The 18,003-nt window shown below is 41.0% G+C and carries 21 protein-coding genes; 13 read left to right on the top strand and 8 right to left on the bottom strand.

The features are described from left to right. Positions 1-37: 37 nt before the first annotated feature. The 3 genes from ACFEL9_RS20630 to dinB all read right to left on the bottom strand — a co-directional run bounded on the left by ACFEL9_RS20630 (position 38) and on the right by dinB (position 3,228). The gene (locus ACFEL9_RS20630; protein WP_385894157.1) at positions 38-424 is read right to left on the bottom strand and encodes an Hsp15 family ribosome-associated heat shock protein; all 387 of its coding nucleotides are present in this window, start codon (positions 422-424) and stop codon (positions 38-40) included. Positions 425-525: 101 nt separating this feature from the next. Next, on the bottom strand, positions 526-1,893 hold the full coding sequence (locus tag ACFEL9_RS20625) for a dipeptidase (protein WP_385894155.1): 1,368 nt from the start codon (positions 1,891-1,893) through the stop codon (positions 526-528). A gap of 126 nt (positions 1,894-2,019) precedes the next feature. After that, positions 2,020-3,228: a DNA polymerase IV gene (dinB, locus tag ACFEL9_RS20620; protein WP_385894153.1), complete on the bottom strand. Its 1,209-nt coding sequence runs from the start codon at positions 3,226-3,228 to the stop codon at positions 2,020-2,022. 158 nt (positions 3,229-3,386) lie between these two features. Between dinB and ACFEL9_RS20615 the strand changes: the two genes are divergently transcribed. The 3 genes from ACFEL9_RS20615 to ACFEL9_RS20605 all read left to right on the top strand — a co-directional run bounded on the left by ACFEL9_RS20615 (position 3,387) and on the right by ACFEL9_RS20605 (position 5,146). Next, positions 3,387-3,863: a hypothetical protein gene (locus tag ACFEL9_RS20615; protein WP_385894151.1), complete on the top strand. Its 477-nt coding sequence runs from the start codon at positions 3,387-3,389 to the stop codon at positions 3,861-3,863. After that, positions 3,853-4,446: a Crp/Fnr family transcriptional regulator gene (locus tag ACFEL9_RS20610; RefSeq protein ID WP_385894149.1), complete on the top strand. Its 594-nt coding sequence runs from the start codon at positions 3,853-3,855 to the stop codon at positions 4,444-4,446. Before ACFEL9_RS20615 ends, ACFEL9_RS20610 begins: the two co-directional genes overlap by 11 nt. 97 nt (positions 4,447-4,543) lie before the next feature. Then, positions 4,544-5,146: a DinB family protein gene (locus ACFEL9_RS20605; protein WP_385894147.1), complete on the top strand. Its 603-nt coding sequence runs from the start codon at positions 4,544-4,546 to the stop codon at positions 5,144-5,146. Here the strand turns inward: ACFEL9_RS20605 and rimM are convergent. From rimM to ACFEL9_RS20585, 4 genes are all read right to left on the bottom strand, one after another. After that, entirely contained in the window at positions 5,106-5,624 is a 519-nt protein-coding gene (rimM, locus tag ACFEL9_RS20600; RefSeq protein ID WP_385894145.1) for a ribosome maturation factor RimM, read from the bottom strand. The two genes, ACFEL9_RS20605 and rimM, sit on opposite strands and share 41 nt — an antisense overlap. A gap of 157 nt (positions 5,625-5,781) precedes the next feature. After that, positions 5,782-6,228, bottom strand: coding sequence for a 30S ribosomal protein S16 (gene rpsP / locus ACFEL9_RS20595; RefSeq protein ID WP_385894143.1), 447 nt, complete (start codon positions 6,226-6,228; stop codon positions 5,782-5,784). A 250-nt stretch (positions 6,229-6,478) separates the two neighbouring features. Beyond that, entirely contained in the window at positions 6,479-7,855 is a 1,377-nt protein-coding gene (ffh, locus tag ACFEL9_RS20590) for a signal recognition particle protein (protein ID WP_446753366.1), read from the bottom strand. 105 nt (positions 7,856-7,960) lie between these two features. Then, complete coding sequence (locus ACFEL9_RS20585) at positions 7,961-8,836, bottom strand: sigma-70 family RNA polymerase sigma factor (RefSeq protein ID WP_385894141.1); 876 nt, start codon at positions 8,834-8,836, stop codon at positions 7,961-7,963. A gap of 300 nt (positions 8,837-9,136) precedes the next feature. Between ACFEL9_RS20585 and ACFEL9_RS20580 the strand changes: the two genes are divergently transcribed. After that, a complete protein-coding gene (locus tag ACFEL9_RS20580) occupies positions 9,137-9,514 on the top strand; it encodes an START-like domain-containing protein (protein WP_276500914.1) in 378 nt (125 codons plus the stop codon). Here the strand turns inward: ACFEL9_RS20580 and ACFEL9_RS20575 are convergent. Next, positions 9,511-10,122, bottom strand: coding sequence for a hypothetical protein (locus ACFEL9_RS20575; protein WP_385894139.1), 612 nt, complete (start codon positions 10,120-10,122; stop codon positions 9,511-9,513). The genes ACFEL9_RS20580 and ACFEL9_RS20575 overlap by 4 nt on opposite strands. 13 nt (positions 10,123-10,135) lie before the next feature. On the opposite strand from ACFEL9_RS20575, the gene ACFEL9_RS20570 reads away from it, so the two are divergent. From ACFEL9_RS20570 to ACFEL9_RS20530, 9 genes are all read left to right on the top strand, one after another. Next, positions 10,136-11,605, top strand: a complete 1,470-nt coding sequence (locus ACFEL9_RS20570) for an LptF/LptG family permease (RefSeq protein WP_385894137.1) — start codon at positions 10,136-10,138, stop codon at positions 11,603-11,605. A gap of 31 nt (positions 11,606-11,636) precedes the next feature. After that, positions 11,637-12,344, top strand: coding sequence for a M949_RS01915 family surface polysaccharide biosynthesis protein (locus ACFEL9_RS20565; protein ID WP_385894135.1), 708 nt, complete (start codon positions 11,637-11,639; stop codon positions 12,342-12,344). Between the two features lie 9 nt (positions 12,345-12,353). After that, the gene (locus ACFEL9_RS20560) at positions 12,354-13,388 is read left to right on the top strand and encodes a cation diffusion facilitator family transporter (protein WP_385894133.1); all 1,035 of its coding nucleotides are present in this window, start codon (positions 12,354-12,356) and stop codon (positions 13,386-13,388) included. 71 nt (positions 13,389-13,459) lie between these two features. Next, positions 13,460-13,855 carry an OsmC family protein gene (locus ACFEL9_RS20555; protein WP_385894131.1) on the top strand — a complete coding sequence of 132 codons (396 nt, stop codon included), beginning with the start codon at positions 13,460-13,462 and terminating at the stop codon, positions 13,853-13,855. Positions 13,856-13,859: 4 nt separating this feature from the next. After that, a complete protein-coding gene (locus ACFEL9_RS20550) occupies positions 13,860-14,267 on the top strand; it encodes an RrF2 family transcriptional regulator (protein ID WP_276500919.1) in 408 nt (135 codons plus the stop codon). Positions 14,268-14,385: 118 nt separating this feature from the next. Continuing rightward, on the top strand, positions 14,386-15,021 hold the full coding sequence (locus ACFEL9_RS20545; RefSeq protein ID WP_385894129.1) for a peroxiredoxin: 636 nt from the start codon (positions 14,386-14,388) through the stop codon (positions 15,019-15,021). A 9-nt stretch (positions 15,022-15,030) separates the two neighbouring features. Continuing rightward, positions 15,031-15,738 carry a phosphoadenylyl-sulfate reductase gene (locus tag ACFEL9_RS20540; RefSeq protein ID WP_385894127.1) on the top strand — a complete coding sequence of 236 codons (708 nt, stop codon included), beginning with the start codon at positions 15,031-15,033 and terminating at the stop codon, positions 15,736-15,738. 51 nt (positions 15,739-15,789) lie between these two features. After that, a complete protein-coding gene (gene cysD / locus ACFEL9_RS20535; protein ID WP_385894126.1) occupies positions 15,790-16,698 on the top strand; it encodes a sulfate adenylyltransferase subunit CysD in 909 nt (302 codons plus the stop codon). 42 nt (positions 16,699-16,740) lie between these two features. After that, a complete protein-coding gene (locus ACFEL9_RS20530; protein ID WP_385894124.1) occupies positions 16,741-17,982 on the top strand; it encodes a sulfate adenylyltransferase subunit 1 in 1,242 nt (413 codons plus the stop codon). The last annotated feature ends 21 nt before the right edge of the window (positions 17,983-18,003 follow it).

Below are 18,003 nucleotides of genomic sequence, written 5' to 3'. Positions count from 1 at the left end.
AAAAATAGAAATAAAGGCACAAACTCCAAAGTCGTTGCTACTCTTCTAAGAAATCATCAAGGTCCCTTCGTTCTTTTTTGGTAGGCCTTCCAATTTTACTTTGACGCTTGCCGGTATGAAAACTGGCCGCCTGGAATTTTATCCGTTCCAGTTCTTCGGGCGGTGTAATGTCGATATAATTTTTTATGGCCTCACTATGAGCGGCCCTTTTTTCTAACAAGCCGGTTACCTTTATTCGCCAGCGTTTGGCGTCGGTTTTTACTTCATATTCGTCGCCGATCTTTACCGGTCTTGCTGCCTTAACAGCAACACCATCCGCCTTTACTTTCCCATTATCACACGCCGTAGCCGCCATTGTTCTTGTTTTAAAAAGCCGGATGGCCCAGAGGTATTTGTCAAGCCGTAATTTTTCCTTTTCAGTCATCTTTTCAAAATTAAAAAACCTCACTCAAAGAAGTGAGGTTGGTGCTGTCGGATTCTAAAGTCTCCCTTTTAGCTCCGATAAAAATCGGGGTAGGCAGAGATTTAGAGGGCTTCCGCAAAATACTTATGGAAATAAGGGATCGTCTCAATGCCTTTATAATAATTTTCAATATTGTATTTTTCATTCGGGCTATGCAGGTTGTCATTGTCCAGGCCAAAACCCATAAAAACGATCTTTATTCCCAATTCTTTTTCCAGGATAGAGCAGATAGGAATGCTGCCCCCGCCGCGAACAGGAATAGGAGTTTTTCCAAAAGTGGTTTCTACAGCTTTCGATGCTGCTTTATAACCTTTACTATCGATTGGTGTCATATAAGGCTCACCACCGTGATGTAATTCTGCTTTTACTTCCACCGATTTGGGGGCAATGGATTTAAAATAATTCAATAATTTTTCCGTCATTTTATCCGAAGATTGGTTAGGCACCAACCGTGCAGAAATTTTTGCATAGGCTTTGGAAGGCAACACAGTTTTAGCTCCTTCACCGGTATAGCCACCCCAAATTCCATTTATCTCCAGTGTTGGACGAATGCCAGTTCGTTCATAGGTGGTATAACCTTTCTCACCCCACAATTCTTTTATCCCCAGTTCGTCTTTATATTCTTTTTCATCAAAGGGAGCTTTATTGATCAAAGCTCTTTCTTCAGCACTGGCGACAACTACATCATCATAGAAGCCGGGTATGGTTACATGATTGTTTTCATCATGGCAACTGGCGATCATTTTCGCTAAAATGGTGATCGGGTTCGCAACAGCACCTCCGTACGTGCCGCTATGCAGATCACGGTTGGCTCCGGTTACTTCTACCTGTATATAACTTAGGCCACGTACTCCCGTATCCAGAGAGGGATTTTCCATACTTAACATGGCACTGTCGCTGATCAATATCACGTCCGCCTTAAGCAATTCTTTATTTGCTGCAACAAACTTTCCCAGGTTGGGCGAGCCCACTTCTTCCTCACCTTCAATCAGGAATTTAATATTGGTGGACATAGTGTTTGTTTTCACCATAGTCTCCAATGCTTTTACATGCATAAAAAACTGCCCTTTATCATCGGCTGATCCGCGGGCAAAGATTTTTCCATCAATAATAGTTGGTTCAAAAGGTGGGTTGGTCCAAAGTTCCAATGGCTCAGCCGGCTGTACATCATAATGTCCATATACCAAAACGGTTGGTTTGCCGGCATCAATGATTTTTTCACCAAATACAACAGGATGTCCGTCGGTCGCCATCACTTCGGCCTTATCACAACCTGCAGCCAGTAAGTTTTGCTTTACAGCCTCAGCACATTTTCCCATATCAGCTTTGTGTTCGCTTTTGGCACTTACAGAGGGTATACGGAGCAGCTCCAGCATTTCATTTAAAAAACGGTCCTTATTTTTTTCCTGGTAATCTTTCCATGTTTGCATGACAAACAAATTTGAATAGTTTGAAAAAGGCCACCCGTCCAGTGGCAGGCAATAGGGACGAAGATAAGGAGGATGAGAATAATAGCTGTCTTGTTAGGAAATAAGTTGGGTTGACTGGCGGGATTGTTAATCCGCCGACTTTTTTTTGTTGTTCTTGATGGTATTTCTATTATTTCCATCAACAAGGGACGAAGTAGCGGCTTTGGTCACTGCCTTATTTCCAAACCTGTCCTTGATATTGTCAACAGCTTTATACAGGTTGAGTTTCTCTTCGTTGTTGTTAAACAAATTCATTTGCATGGTAAAAGGTATCAGCTGGCTGAAGCGAACACCCAGCAAACGAACGGGCTCGCCTTTGCGATAGAGTTTGGTAAACAGATCTTTTACTTTGGCAATTAATAGATCGTCCAGCGAAGTATAGTCAATAGTTTCTTGTCTTGATACCGTTTCAAAATCAGGGTAGCGGATTTTCACCGTCACACAGCCCGTCAGCTTTTCATCGCTACGGAGATCATAGGCATTTTGCTCTGTCAATCGCACCAGTTCACGGTGCAATGCCTGGATATCCGTTATATTTTCATGAAAAGTATTTTCACGGCTCATGCTTTTTTGCTCCCAGTCTGTTTCAATTTCAGCAGAACCGATTCCGTGGGCTTTTTTCCAAAGAGAATGTCCCCAACTGCCAACATATTTTTCCAGTAGTTCAACGGGTGTTCTTGCAATATCTTCAATGGTATAGATGCCGAAATTTTTAAGCTGTTGCTCTGTCTGCTTTCCAACACCATTGATTTTTTCAATTTTTAAGGGCCACAGAAATTCTTTTTCTTTTCCATGCGGCACCTCCAGGAATCCATTGGGTTTGGCTTCATTGGTAGCGATCTTGCTGATAAATTTTGCCGAGGATAAACCGCAGGAAATGGGCAGTCCTGTTTCTTTGATTACCAGTTCCCGCAGTTCGCGGGTGTACTTACTGACATTAAAAAATTTATCCATTCCTGTAAGATCACAGTAAAACTCATCGATGGATGCTTTTTCAAACAAAGGAACTTTGGAAGCAATGATATCAGTAACCCACCGGGAATATTTACTGTATTGACCTCGTGTGCCTTGCAGCAAGATGGCATGCGGACAAAGTTTCATCGCTGTCCGCATAGGCATAGCTGAATGCACACCATACTTCCTTGCCTCGTAACTGCAGGTTGACACAACCCCACGATCGCTGGTTCCACCTACAATAATCGCCTTTCCTTTTAAAGAAGGATTATTGATGACCTCCACCGCCACAAAAAACGAGTCAAGGTCAAAATGGGCAATATGTCGAAGCTGTTCCGGCATTTTTCAAAGTTACTTAATTGGAAAAAGGTCAATGGGGAAATTGGAAAATTTTGAAGATGAAGGCAGTTAACAATTTTTAAACTATTTTGGTTTTCGGATCAGGGAAGTTTGATAAATAAAAAGGAAATTTCCCAATTCCAAAATTTCAAAATCTTTCTATGACCCTTGAATGGCTTAAAACAGGTATTGGCCCGCTGAAAGAACTAATTGCTTTTCTGAATAAAGAAGGTAAGACCACTGATATATTAAAACGGCAGGTTATCCGCGAACTTCGCAACAATCTCAATATTTTCCATAATGGATTTTTGAATAACGTGTCACAGGATACGATGATCGATATGCTAAGCAACGATTCGATCAAGGAGGCTATTAAGGATAATTTCAAGTTTAAAAAATTAAAACCCGGTTGCATCGAGCCGTATCATGTTTTTGACGAGAGAAACAAAAAATACATCGGTTGGGAAACTGATAAACTGGTAGATAAAATTGATGAAAAAATAGAAGAGCTCAAGAACATCAAAAAGATGAACAATGGGAGTGTGATGAATGTGAAAAATAATATCTCTCTTATGTTGAGCAATCTTTACTACAGGATGAAACTATTAGCAGACTTTATCCGTTCCGATGTCAAATAAAGTTATAGATACAAGTGTGCTCCGGCAATTTATTACAGCAGCCTTTCCGCTGAAAGAAGAGGAGTTGGAAAAACTTTTAACCGGCTGGCAGCCCTTTGAATGCAAGCGTAAAACGATTTTAACGGCGGCAGGAGAGACGGAGCGTTATCTTTATTTTGTAGTAGAGGGCATCCAGCGGGGGTTTTATATTGGCAAAGACAACCAGGAAGCTACCGTGGTGTTTACTTATCCTCCTTCTTTCTCCGGGTTAGCAGATTCCTTTCTAACACAAACGCCATCCGGGTATTTTATGGAGACGTTGACGGCCAGTAAGTTTTTGCGGATAACCTATAAGCAAATGGAGGAGTTGATGAACCAATATCCAAACATTCAGAAAATGGTATTGCATCTGACAGGCCTCATTTTGAAAGGAGTGCTGGAAAGACAGATTGAGTTGCAGTGTTTCAGTGCGGAAGAAAAATTTAGAAGCTTGTTAAAAAGAAGTCCGCATGTATTGCAGATCATACCCCATAAGTATCTTGCGTCTTATCTTGGCATTGATGCCACTACCTTTAGTAAACTGATGAGTTCTGTACGTTTGTGAAACTGTGATTCTGAGCGTAAATCGAAGGATAAAAATCTTGGGAAATACCAAGATTTTTCGGGAAGGCTCATAGTAGGTTTGACTAAAATTTAGAGACATGCAAAAGTACAAGAGCACAGAGGTGTTGGATCAGCTACAGGCTGATGTTCGCAAACTGATATTAACAGCTACTTATTTCAGGACTATTGATCCCGCCGTTTTATTGCAACAGCCGGCGCCGGGTACATGGAGCGTCATCGAGGTGCTGGAACATCTTAACAGTTATAGCCGCTATTACTTATTGGCCATTGAAAAATCGTTGCAAGTGGATAAGCCGGCAAATGAATTGTTTAAACCGGGTTGGCTGGGGGATTATTTTACCAAATTGATGAAGCCAAAGGAAGACGGAACAGTTGCGAATAAAATGAAATCTCCTAAAGATCACCGGCCGCCAAAATTCCTCGACGCTTTCCCGGTATTGAACTCTTTTTTAGAACATCAGCATTACCTGCTGGAGTTGCTGGAGCAGGCCAAATCAAAAAATATCGGAAGTATTCGTATTCCAATAACCATTTCTAAATTTATTAAACTGAAACTCGGAGATACATTCCGGTTTTTAATAGCACATGAGCAACGGCATCTTGTCCAGATAGAAAATAACCTGGCGGCTTTAAAACAGGTTAGCCCAAATAAATATCCAGCAATCCTTCCGGTAATGTGACCAGCACTTGTTTTTTTCGATGGTCTATTTTTTCGAGGAAAGCTTCATTCAGCGGTATTAATACTTCTTTGGATTGTATTTCGATGCGGCAAAGTAACTGATGGGGTTGTTCTATCACTTCCAGTATAGTACCTAGCTCATTTCCGTCGTCAATAACAGTGTAGCCCAATAGACTGGCAGGAGCGGATTTGGCAGCGAATTTTTTAAAATCTGTTTCTGTCAGCCATACTTCTTTTTGTACAAGCTTCAATGCATCTTCACGGGTCATTACTCCTTCCAGCGAAAGGTAGATTTCATTTTCGCTTTTTATTTTGGCAGCTGTTATGAACCAGGGAAGAAATGATTTTTTTTTCTCTTCAATGAAAATGGCCTGCAGATCTTTCAATGCTGTTTTTTTACCCAACTCATGTTGAAGTATAAGTTGACCATTTATCCCAAAAGCAGCGACCAGTTTTCCTATTTTAAAGTATTCAGCCACGAATTACACGAATTAATACGAATAAATTTTGCCACGAACTGCATGATTAATTAAAACGAATTACTGTGATTCGTGGTTGTAAAAAAAATCCCGACTTAAAAGCCGGGATTCATGAACTTTCAGGACGGATTTTTTGTCCCGTCAATTGACGGATTATTTATCCTTCACTGCCGCTCTCACCCTGTGTCTTTCTTTCAGGTCTGCGACCTGGCATAGGACGGCGGGTTCTTCTGCTGCGTGCAGCTTCTTCCTGGCGTTTTTTAATCTGGGCATCATGCTCTGTGCTCCAGGTTGTGAATTTTTGCATAGCTGTCGCATCATCAAACAATCCCAGGCTTACACCGCGAAGAAGGTGTTTCAAATACAATACTCCTTTAAAGCTAAGGATACGGCGAACAGTATCAGTAGGTGTAGCACCTTTGTTCAACCACTCCAATGCCTTTTGACGATCCAGCTGGATAGTAGCAGGAACGGTCAGGGGATTGTAAGTACCTAATTTTTGGATGAATTTACCATCACGGGGGCTGCGTGAGTCAGCAACAACGATGAAATAGAAGGGTCTCTTTTTTGACCCGTGTCTTTGAAGACGGATTTTGGCTGCCATTTTAAATAGAAATTTATAGGCGTTAAACAATAATTGTTAAAACCGGCACTTCGACAAGTGCTCAGTGTAACCGGAATGGCGAAGATAGGAAGGGGAGGGGAAAATGGCAAAAGAAAGTGCACTATTACATGGACGGCTCTTAACTCGTTAACTGTAGTAAAAATTTCCTTTCAAGTGGGATACTGCCATGCATTTATAACTTTTAAGAGATTTCGTTGACAACAGTTAATTACGAACAATCGATCGTGCACTATCTCCTCATTCCCGGCATCATCTTTCCAAACATCCCCATTTTATTCATGTCTTTCATCATATCCCGCATTTGTTCAAACTGCTTCATAAAGGCATTTACTTCGCTGATATCCTTGCCGGCGCCTTTCGCAATCCGTTTGCGGCGGCTGCCATCAATTAGATCCGGATCAGCTCTTTCGGCGGGAGTCATGGAGTTGATCATGGCCTCAATGCCTTTGAAAGAGTCATTATTGATATCGATGTCTTTTATTTTACTGCCTACGCCAGGTACCATACCCAACAGATCTTTCATGTTTCCCATTTTTTTGATCTGTTCGAGCTGCATCTTAAAGTCGGCAAAGTCAAACTTGTTTTTGCGGATCTTGCTTTCCAGCTTTTTAGCCTGCTCTTCGTCAAACTGCTCCTGTGCTTTTTCGACGAGGCTGGTAATATCACCCATGCCCAGGATACGTTGTGCCATCCTTTCGGGATAGAACACGTCCAATGTATCCATTTTTTCACCGGCACTGGTGAATTTGATGGGTTTATTAACCGTGTATTTGATGGAAATGGCGGCACCACCACGGGTATCACCGTCCAATTTTGTCAATACTACTCCAGTGAAGTCAAGACGGTCATTAAAAGCCTTAGCGGTGTTCACAGCATCCTGACCGGTCATACTATCCACTACAAATAATATTTCCTGTGGATTAACGGCATTACGGATATTGGCAACTTCGGTCATCATCGCTTCGTCAATGGCCAAACGACCGGCCGTATCTATGATAACTACGTTTTTATTTTTACTCTTTGCTTCTTTGACTGCATTTTGTGCAATGGCAACGGCATCTTTGTTTTCCAACTCCACATGCACATCCACTTTGATCTGTTCACCCAATACTCTCAATTGCTCCATCGCGGCGGGGCGATAGATATCGGCGGCAACAAGAAGCGGTGACAAGCCTTTCTTAGTTTTTAGATAATTGGCCAGCTTACCGCTGAAAGTCGTCTTACCACTACCCTGGAGACCTGCAATCAGAATTACGGCAGGATTGCCTTTTGCGTTAAACACGGCTTCCTGTCCACCCATCAGTTCCGCCAATTCATCTTTCACGATTTTCGTCATCAACTGGCCCGGGCTAATGGCATTTATAACCTTTTCTCCAATGGCTTTGTCTTTGATTTTATCGGTAAACTCTTTAGCTATTTTATAGTTGACATCAGCATCCACCAATGCACGGCGGATTTCTTTTACAGTAGTAGCCACGTTTAGCTCGGTAATCCGGGCCTGGCCTTTCAGGTTTTTAAAGGCGCTTTCTAATTTATCCTGCAGGTTATTAAACATTGTCGCTATTTCGTTTTCTCTGTCACCCTGAGCTTGACGAAGGGTGAGCATTATTTTATTTAATCGGGCTTCGGTAAGCTCAGCCCGATAAAACAAAAAGTGAACATCATGTTCACTTTTTAAAGAATTGCAAAGATAAGTAGTGTAAAAATTATATCATACGCCTAAATAAGTTCTTAAAAGATTAATTCGATTGGTGGTTCTGAGTTTGGTGATTGCCTTGTCTTTGATCTGGCGGACCCTTTCCCTTGTCAGGTTAAATCTTTCACCGATATCCTCCAGGCTCATCGGGTGATCTACTCCAATTCCAAAGAAATAGCAAATCACTTCTTTTTGTCTTTCAGTAAGGGTTTTAAGAGAGCGGTCTATCTCGGTTTTTAATGATTGGGTATGATCCAGGTCGCTATCCGTTTTTTCTGCATTGGGATTTTCCAGTATGTCCAGTAAAGTGCCGTCTTCGCCTTCAGAAATAGGCGTATCCATACTCACATGGCGGGATGAGATGCTGAGTGAAGCTGATACTTCGTCGAGATCCATTTCAAGCATTTCGGCCAATTCTTCTGCGGATGGCTCTCTTTCAAACTGTTGCTCCAGTTGGGAGAAAGCTTTTTGAACTTTGTTGGTAAGGCCCACTTTATTAAGAGGCAGGCGAACGATTCGGGATTGCTCGGCCAAAGCCTGTAAAATACTTTGACGGATCCACCAAACCGCATACGAGATAAATTTAAAACCGCGGGTTTCATCAAATCGCTGTGCAGCCTTGATGAGCCCGAGATTTCCTTCGTTGATCAGGTCAGGCAAAGACAAGCCCTGATTTTGATACTGTTTTGCAACAGACACCACGAAACGAAGATTAGCTTTTGTAAGACGATCGAGTGATTTTTGGCATCCCTGGCGGATAAGAACGGCAAGCCTTACTTCTTCATCGGAGGAGATTAATTCGACCTTGCCTATCTCCTGGAGGTACTTTTCCAGACTTTGAGACTCACGATTCGTGATAGACTTCGTGATCTTCAATTGGCGCATACTCATAGGTATTGGGGTTTAGTGGGTTATTTTAAGGGTTATTGATCTTGTTTTGGTTTTTAGCCTCTAAAAATACCCATCTCAATGATCTTTCTGATCTTCAGAAAACATTGGATGTCAGAGCAATTTAAGAATTAACTTAATATACTCCAAAAAAATTACCTTCCTTTTAACGGTTTTTCATTCCTTTTATTTTACATATAAAAATCTCTGGCCTTTGATTCGTCAAAAAAATTAAAAAGAAATTAGTTTAATGCGACGATTTATTATTTATTATTGCAGCCACAGATATTATTTTTTAAAAAAATGAGCAAGCAATTATATACGTTAGAGTTCCCGGTTAGGTGTTCACCAACTATCCTTTATGAATTCCTTTCAACACCCGCAGGCCTCGGTGAGTGGTTTGCAGACAAGGTAGATGAGAGGGACAATATTTTTTATTTTGGCTGGAATGGAAATTTTGAAAAAGCCGAGGTACTGGAAAGCGAGGAGGAAAAGCATATTCGTTTTCGCTGGCTGGATGCGCCCAAAAATGAATTTTTTGAATTCAGTATAGAAAAATCGGAAATAACCAATCAAACCATTTTGGTGGTTAAAGATTTTGCTGAGAAAAAAGATATCAAAGACCAAAGCCTTTTATGGGATCACCAGGTGAAAGACCTGTTCCATCGTCTTGGTAACTAACCAGCCACTAGCATAGTAATTAACTGGTCGAAGTTTTGCGCCAGTTTTTTTTCTGCATCATTCGATTGCTCTACAGGGAGTTTCTTCGATAATTTAATGAAGGAGCCTTGACGTATCAGGGCTTCGAACCCTTTTTTGTTTAGATCATTAAGCGATAAATAATTGTCCGGATCAAAATGATGCTCCCAGGGATCGGCGTTTATACAGGTATAAAAATCCCGGGTTTGAAGTTCTTCAAATGAGTCGATGATTTGCTTTTCAAATTCCGTTTTATAAGTTCCGGACAATTGAAGTGTAGTGCTAAAAAAGTTGCCCCACCAAAAAAATGAGCGGATGGCAAAAACGTCTTCCCTGTTAAAAAATCTTGGATAATCTAAAATGAGATAAGGGAGGCCCTTATAATTTTCGCCTTTTGATATTTTAGGAGTAGTATTTATTTCCTGCGGAAAGCGATGTTGAAATTGATCAAACCTGTGCTGTTGTTGGGTTTGCAGGGACGCTAACATGATTTTTATTTTTTCGAGAACGCGGTTCTTTGTTAAAATCCAATCAGTCCTGCATACCAATGCCTCCTCCTCTGCTGAAAGCCTTATTTTTGCCGTATCCATAACTTAAAGTTAAGTGTTCAAAAAGTTAGATAAGCTTATTGTCAAAGCCTTCATCGGTCCATTTATCGCCACCTTTTTTATTACCCTGCTGGTGTTGGTCATGCAGTTCTTTTGGCTTTACATTGATGATTTTGTCGGAAAGGGCTTAGGCATCGACATCGTTTTAAAGTTTATCTGGTATCAAAGCGCCGTACTCATTCCACTTGCTTTACCGCTGGCCATATTACTTTCTTCTTTAATGACATTCGGCAGCCTTGGCGAAAGTTTTGAACTGGTGGCGATCAAATCCGCCGGTATTTCGCTGTTGCGTTTTATGCGTCCTTTGTTTTTCATTTCACTGTTTATAAGTGGCATTGCTTTTTTATTTTCTAATTATGTGATCCCTGTTGCTTTCCTCAAGTCCCGTACGTTATTGACTGATATTGTCTATGCCAAACCTGCTTTCGATTTGAAAGAGGGGGTGTTTTATGACCGGATCAACGGCTTTGCGATAAAGATTGGAAAAAAAGAAGCGAATGACAGCATCATCCGCGACGTGATCGTTTATGAGCAGGGAAATCCTGTACAGGATAATTTTATTATCGCCAAAAGTGGTGTAATGCGGGTAACAGAAGATAAACGTTACCTGGAATTCAACCTTAAAGATGGCTGGCGTTATGAAGAAAGGGGTAATAACTACAATGCAAAGAGCGATTATATCAGGCTGGGATTTAAAGAGTTTAAAAAGCAATTTGACTTAAGCTCATTTCAATTTGTGCAAACCAATGACAGCGTCAATAAAAACAACGAAAGGGTTTACAGCATGCGGCAATTGAATATTGCCATCGACTCACTGGCGAAGGAAAATAAAAAGGTAAGAAAACAACTGGACGAGTCGATCGTACTGTCTGCATTAAAATTTTCAAAATACCTTGATAGCACGAGTACGAAAAAGTCAAAAGAGCCAGACAGTCTTTTTAGAGCCGCAAAAACATTTGATGACCTGATCCCTGACTCAGCCAATTATGCAGTACACCAGGGAGCTATTAACCAGGTAACCTCCCTCACCTCAAGTATCGCCAATCGAAAATTGATAATGACCGATAAAGAAAAGGTTTTGCGAAAACACAAGATTGAATGGCATCGTAAAATTGTTTTATCGATGGCCTGCATAATACTTTTTTTGATTGGTGCACCGCTGGGATCTATTATTCGCAAGGGTGGGTTAGGTACACCATTGATTGCAGCGATTAGTTTTTTCATGGTATTTTATTTCTCCACTACAGTGGGTGAAAAGTTTGCTAAGGAAGACACACTTACACCATTTGCGGGCATGTGGCTGGCCGCCTTTATTTTAGTACCTATCGGTGTATTTCTAACTTATAAAGCTATGAGAGATTCTCAACTATTCAATAAAGAGTGGTATTACCGGATGGCTAAATCTTTTCGTGGATTCATCGGACGTCTTCAACTGGGTACGAAAAGAAAGGTCGGAAGTATTTAAACTATAATGTTGCGATTGTTCTAAACTAAATATGCGTCGTGTTATAATTTTGTTTGTCTTCCTGTTTTTTTCTTTATCTCATAGTAGAGCTCAGGTCCTTACTTCAGTCAAAAAAATTGCTCCCGGTCAACTTCCCAAAACAGTAAAATTTAAAGGAAAGGCCCACGAGGCATGGAAATGGAAGGATAAGCTGGGAGAAAATATTTTAATTACCTCGACCGTCAAACCCCTGATGGATAATAAAGAAGGTGAAGCTGTTTCTTCAATAGAGATACATGCCTTTCATTTTGTGAAAAAAGATTCAGTGTATAAATTGTTGTGGCGAATAAGTGACAGCGAAAGTAACTGCCCTTTTGATCTTACTGCGGAGTTTATCAAAGGTTCCACCAGTATTTCTGACCTTGATAAGGATGGAATTGCAGAAACCATTGTACAGTACAAACTCGCCTGCCGTAGTGATGTTTCCCCTGCATTTATGAAACTGATCATGCATGAGGATACCGTTAAATATGCTCTCAGAGGGAATATGTGGGTCAGATCGGGTGAAGAAAGCAAGTTTAATGTAAAGGATGACAACGTCAACCTGGAAATGTGGAAGGAGTACACGGGTACGGAAGATGACTGGGATAAATTGTTCGGCCGATACCAGAGTGAAAAAGATTTTATGTTTGCACCGAAAGAGTTTTTAATCTTTGCAAGGCAACAATGGTTGAGCCATGTGAAAGAACGTTTTGAATAATTTCTCCTCTTGGAAACAGCTAATCAAAATTTGCGGGTTCAAAAATGGGTAGCTGCTATTTCAGTATTGCTGCTGATGGTAAAATTTGTTGCCTGGTACTTTACTAATTCCGTTTCTATTCTTACCGATGCAATGGAGAGTATTGTAAATGTAGCTGCAGGTTTTATTGGGCTGTATAGCCTGTTTGTGGCAGCGAAGCCCAGGGATAAGGATCACCCTTACGGACATGGTAAAGCAGAGTTTTTGTCAGCTGCTATTGAGGGAACCATGATATTGATTGCCGGTGTTGTAATCATTTACCAGGCAATCAAACAACTTATTTATCCTGTTGTCTTGCATAAACTTGACCTGGGTATTGGTCTGGTAGCAGCTACAGCTGTTATTAATTTCGTTACTGCTTTTGTCTGTCTCCGTATTGGCAGGGCCAATAACTCCCTGGCGTTAGTGGCGAGCGGAAAACACCTACAGAGTGATGCATGGTCAACAGCCGGGATTGTTGCTGCCCTTATTATCATGCATTTTACCGGTTTGCTATGGATAGATAGTGTGGTGGCCATTGGCATTGCACTTTTTATCATCGTCACCGGTTATGGCATTATCCGCAGGTCCATTGCCGGCATCATGGATGAGGCGGATGAGAAACTCTTATCCGAAATGGTCGAATTGTTGAATAATAACCGGCAGAAAAACTGGATCGACCTTCATAATCTTCGTGTAATAAAATATGGAGCTGTACTGCATATTGATTGCCATCTTACTGTACCCTGGTACCTGAATGTACACGAGGCACATCTGGAAATTGATAAATTATCAGAACTTGTGAAACAAAAATTTGGTGAATCTGTTGAATTAATGGTCCATGCAGATGCTTGTTTATCGTTTCAATGCCATATTTGTAATAAAACTGATTGCCAGGTGAGGCAACATCGGTTTGAAAAAAGCATTGAGTGGACACTGGAAAATATATCTCAGAACAAAAAACATCAGTTAAAGGAGTATAAACATGAAACCGGGCATGATAATTTTTCTCAGACAGGGGGATAATTATTTGCGGGGTTCCATCCCGAAGCCAGTTCGGGACAAGTACTGACCAAAAAACAATAAAAAACAGACAGATGAAAACATCGACAACCTGGAAACATGACCATGCATTTGAAAGCAAGTTGGAACAAAACGTATTTAGTATTGATGGAAACAGGAAGGAAGGACCCAATCCCAAGGCCTTGCTTTTATCGGCAATAGCTGCCTGCTCCGGTATAGACGTTGTTGATATTTTGGAAAAAATGAGGGTAGAATTTTCGGATCTTACTATTGATGTGGAAACGGAACAAACCACCGACCACCCGAGGGTATTCAAAGACATTTGGGTGACTTATAAAATAAAAACAGCAGGAGAAAATGAAGATAAAGTGAAGAAAGCAATAGACCTGTCGTTGGAAAAATATTGTGGTGTGTCAGCCATGTTGAAGAAAAATTCGCCAATTCATTATAAATTGGAGTTATTGAACTAGAATTATGTTATCCAAAAAATCACAGTATGCCTTTAAGGCCCTAACCTACTTAGCAGAGCGATTTGATAAAGGGCCTGTGCTTATTTCCGAAATAGCTAAAAAGAAAAAGATTCCGTTAAAATTCCTGGAAAATATTTTGTTGGAATTGAAAAAAGCTGATATACTGGACAGCAAAAAAGGAAAGGGTGGGGGGTATTTTTTAAAGACACATCCTTCCAAAGTAAAGGTAGCTACTGTGGTCCGGCTCATCAATGGTCCAATTGCCATGTTGCCATGCGTAAGTCTTTATTTCTATGAGCGTTGTAAAAACTGCAACGAGACAAGTTGCGGGCTTCACGATATGATGATAGAGGTTCGGGATGCCACATTAAATATCCTGGAAAATCGCACTTTGAGTGACCTCGTGGTCTAAATAATCATTTCTTTTTTTGACAAACGATAGTTAGTGGGATCGTTTGCGTATTTTTAGTCTACAAACTTGGTGGGCTTTGTATTTGTCCTTATTTTTGTTTTCACTAAATTTTTATTTTATGTCATTACGTTTAGGGGATGTTGCTCCCAACTTTAAAGCACAAACGACAGAAGGAGAAATTGATTTTTATGAATATCTCGGTAATAGCTGGGGTATTTTATTTTCACACCCGGCTGATTTCACTCCCGTTTGCACCACCGAGCTTGGAAAGACAGCGTTGTTGCAGGAAGAGTTTGCTAAACGTAATGTAAAAGTATTGGCAGTAAGCGTAGATCCATTGGATAAACATTTCGAATGGAGAAAAGATATTAATGAGACACAAAACTGCTCTGTTGGTTTTCCAATCATTGCTGACGAAGACAGAACCGTTGCTACTTTGTATGATATGATTCATCCCAATGCTTCAGCTACGGCCACTGTTCGTTCCCTGTTTGTTATTGGACCCGATAAGTTGGTAAAGTTGATGATCACTTATCCCGCTTCTACAGGAAGAAACTTCAATGAAGTGCTCCGGGTGGTTGACTCCTTGCAATTGACAGCTGGTTACAGTGTAGCTACTCCAGCTGATTGGAACGGTGGTGAAGATGTAATTGTAGTACCGGCTGTATCTACAGAAGATGCAATAAAAAAATTCCCCAAAGGAGTGAAGATTGTAAAACCCTACCTGCGTTATACACCGCAGCCAAATTTATAATTGGAAAGAATGCTAACCCCCGAACAAATATCGGAGATTGAGAAGAGCTCTTTGCCGGAAGCAATAGGCCTGGTCGCTGACTTGTTTCCCGGCAAAGTGGTCTTTTCGTCTTCGCTCGGGCAGGAGGACCAGGTATTGACGGATGTTATTTTTAAAAATAATATACCGGTTGAAATATTTACGATCGATACTGGTCGTCTCTTCAACGAAACATACGAGCTGTTGGATAAAACAACCGCCCGGTACAAAAAGCCGATAAAAGTTTATTTTCCGGAGGCAAGGGATGTGGAAGAATTTGTTGTTACAAAGGGGATCAATAGCTTTTATGAATCGGTAGAAAACAGGAAAGAATGTTGTCATATCCGGAAAGTGATTCCATTAAACCGGGCTTTAAAAGGAGCCAGGGTTTGGATCACGGGGCTTCGTGCTGACCAGTCCAATAACAGGAAGGATATGCCGATGATAGAATGGTCGGAAGAAAAACAATTGTATAAGTTCAACCCGCTGATCAGTTGGACTTATGATGACGTAATGGCTTATATCAAAGAGCACTATGTGCCTTATAATACATTACATGATAAAGGATTTATCAGTATTGGTTGCGCACCCTGCACAAGAGCAATCGAGCCGGGTGAAGATGCAAGAGCAGGACGCTGGTGGTGGGAAACATCACAGAAGGAATGTGGTTTGCATGCAAGCATAGTGAAAGCTAGTTAATTTTTTTTGCTATAGAAGTCTACTGAATGAGTAGACATTAAAGAAAGAAGTATGAATAATTATCAATTGGATTACCTGCAACAGCTGGAAGCGGAGAGCATCCATATTTTCCGTGAAGTTGTTGCGCAATTTGAAAGGCCTGCGCTGCTTTTTAGTGGTGGAAAAGATTCGATCACGCTAGTGCACCTGGCTAAAAAAGCCTTTGCCCCCGGAAAAATCCCTTTTCCTTTGGTGCATATCGACACCGGTCACAACTTTCCAGAGGCCCTGGAGTTTCGGGATGAATTGGCCAAACAGGTAAATGCCAGCCTGGTTGTTAGAAAAGTGGAAGACACTATCAAACAGAAAAATCTTACTGAGCCTAAAGGAAAATTTGCCAGCCGTAATTGGTTACAGACACATACATTACTGGATACAATCGAGGAATTTAAATTCGATGCTTGTATCGGTGGCGCCCGTCGTGATGAAGAAAAGGCGAGAGCTAAAGAAAGGATCTTTTCTGTCCGTGATGAATTTGGACAATGGGATCCAAAACTGCAAAGACCTGAGCTCTGGAACATTTATAATGGTCGCATACATAAAGGCGAGAATGTACGGGTGTTCCCCATCAGCAATTGGACAGAATTAGATATCTGGAATTATATCCGCAAAGAAAACATCGCTTTGCCATCTATTTATTTTGCTCACGAAAGAGAAGTGATAGAACATGAAGGACAGCTGGTAGCTGTTTCTGACTTCATTGAAATTGAAGAATCGGATGTGATCCTCAAAAAACAGGTTCGCTATCGTACTGTTGGTGACATGACTTGTACGGCTGCCGTGGAATCGAAAGCCTCAACACTGGATGAAGTGATCAACGAGATTATCTCAACACGCATCAGTGAAAGGGGTGAAACCAGGATCGACGATAAAGTGACGGAAGCCGCTATGGAAGACAGGAAGAAAAACGGATATTTTTAATCACGTTGCTCACAAGCAAAATTCTAAACAAAAACTAGGGTAATGGACTTACTTAGATTTATAACAGCAGGAAGTGTTGATGATGGCAAGAGTACATTGATTGGTCGTTTGCTGTACGACAGTAAAAACATTTTGGTTGATCAACTGGAAGCTTTGGAGAAATCAACAAAAAACAGAACAGACGGTTCGGTTGATTTGGCCTTATTGACAGATGGTCTTCGTGCAGAAAGAGAGCAAGGTATTACGATCGATGTTGCCTATCGCTATTTCACTACACCTAAAAGAAAATTTATTATCGCCGATGCGCCGGGTCACGTACAGTACACCCGTAATATGATCACAGGAGCTTCCAATGCTAACCTGATCATTATTTTGATCGATGCAAGGCAAGGTGTGGTAGAGCAAACCCGTCGTCATTCTATCATTGCGTCTCTTTTGAAAATTCCCCATGTGGTTATTGCTATCAACAAGATGGACCTCGTGGAATATTCGCAGGATGTTTTTAACAACATCGTCATTGATTATGCAGATGTCGCCAAACAACTTGGCTTAACAGATATTACTTATATACCTATCAGTGCGTTGAATGGTGATAACATAGTGGACAGGTCTGAACGCATCGACTGGTATGAAGGCAAGCCGCTACTGGAATTTTTAGAAGATATCGAAATCAATCATGATATTAATTTGGAAGATGCACGTTTCCAGGTGCAATTCGTAATCAGGCCGCAAACAGAAGAGTTGCATGATTACAGAGGTTATGCCGGAAAAGTGACTAGTGGTGTTTACAGAACAGGTGATAAAGTAAAAGTGTTACCTGCCGGCATCGAGACAACAATCAGCAAATTAGAAGTGGGAGGAAAAGAAGTAAGTGAAGTGTTTGCTCCGCAAAGCGTCACTATCCAATTGGCTGATGACATTGATATCAGCCGTGGCGATGCTATTGCAAAAGTTGATAACCTGCCACAGGTGAGCAACGAACTGGAGGTGTTATTGTGCTGGATGGATGATAAGCCTTTGCAAAGCGGAAATAAATATTACTTACAACATAATAGTCGTCTTGTAAAGGCGGTGGTGAAGAAAATTGATTACAAGCTCGACGTAAATACGCTACAACAGCAGCCTGTTGAAGGTAACGTGAAGCTGAACGAAGTAGTGAAGGCAACTATCAAAACAGCATCTGCGCTTGTTTATGATTCATATGATAAGCTCAATGTAAATGGTAGCGCTATACTAATTGACGAAACAGGCAATAGTACGGTGGCGGCGGTTTTATTGAAGTAAGTAAAAAAACAAAGTGTGATT

Origin of the sequence: Terrimonas alba (assembly GCF_042434975.1) — a bacterium.
Classification (GTDB): domain Bacteria; phylum Bacteroidota; class Bacteroidia; order Chitinophagales; family Chitinophagaceae; genus Terrimonas_B; species Terrimonas_B alba.
This window is presented reverse-complemented; position numbering and strand designations above follow the sequence as displayed.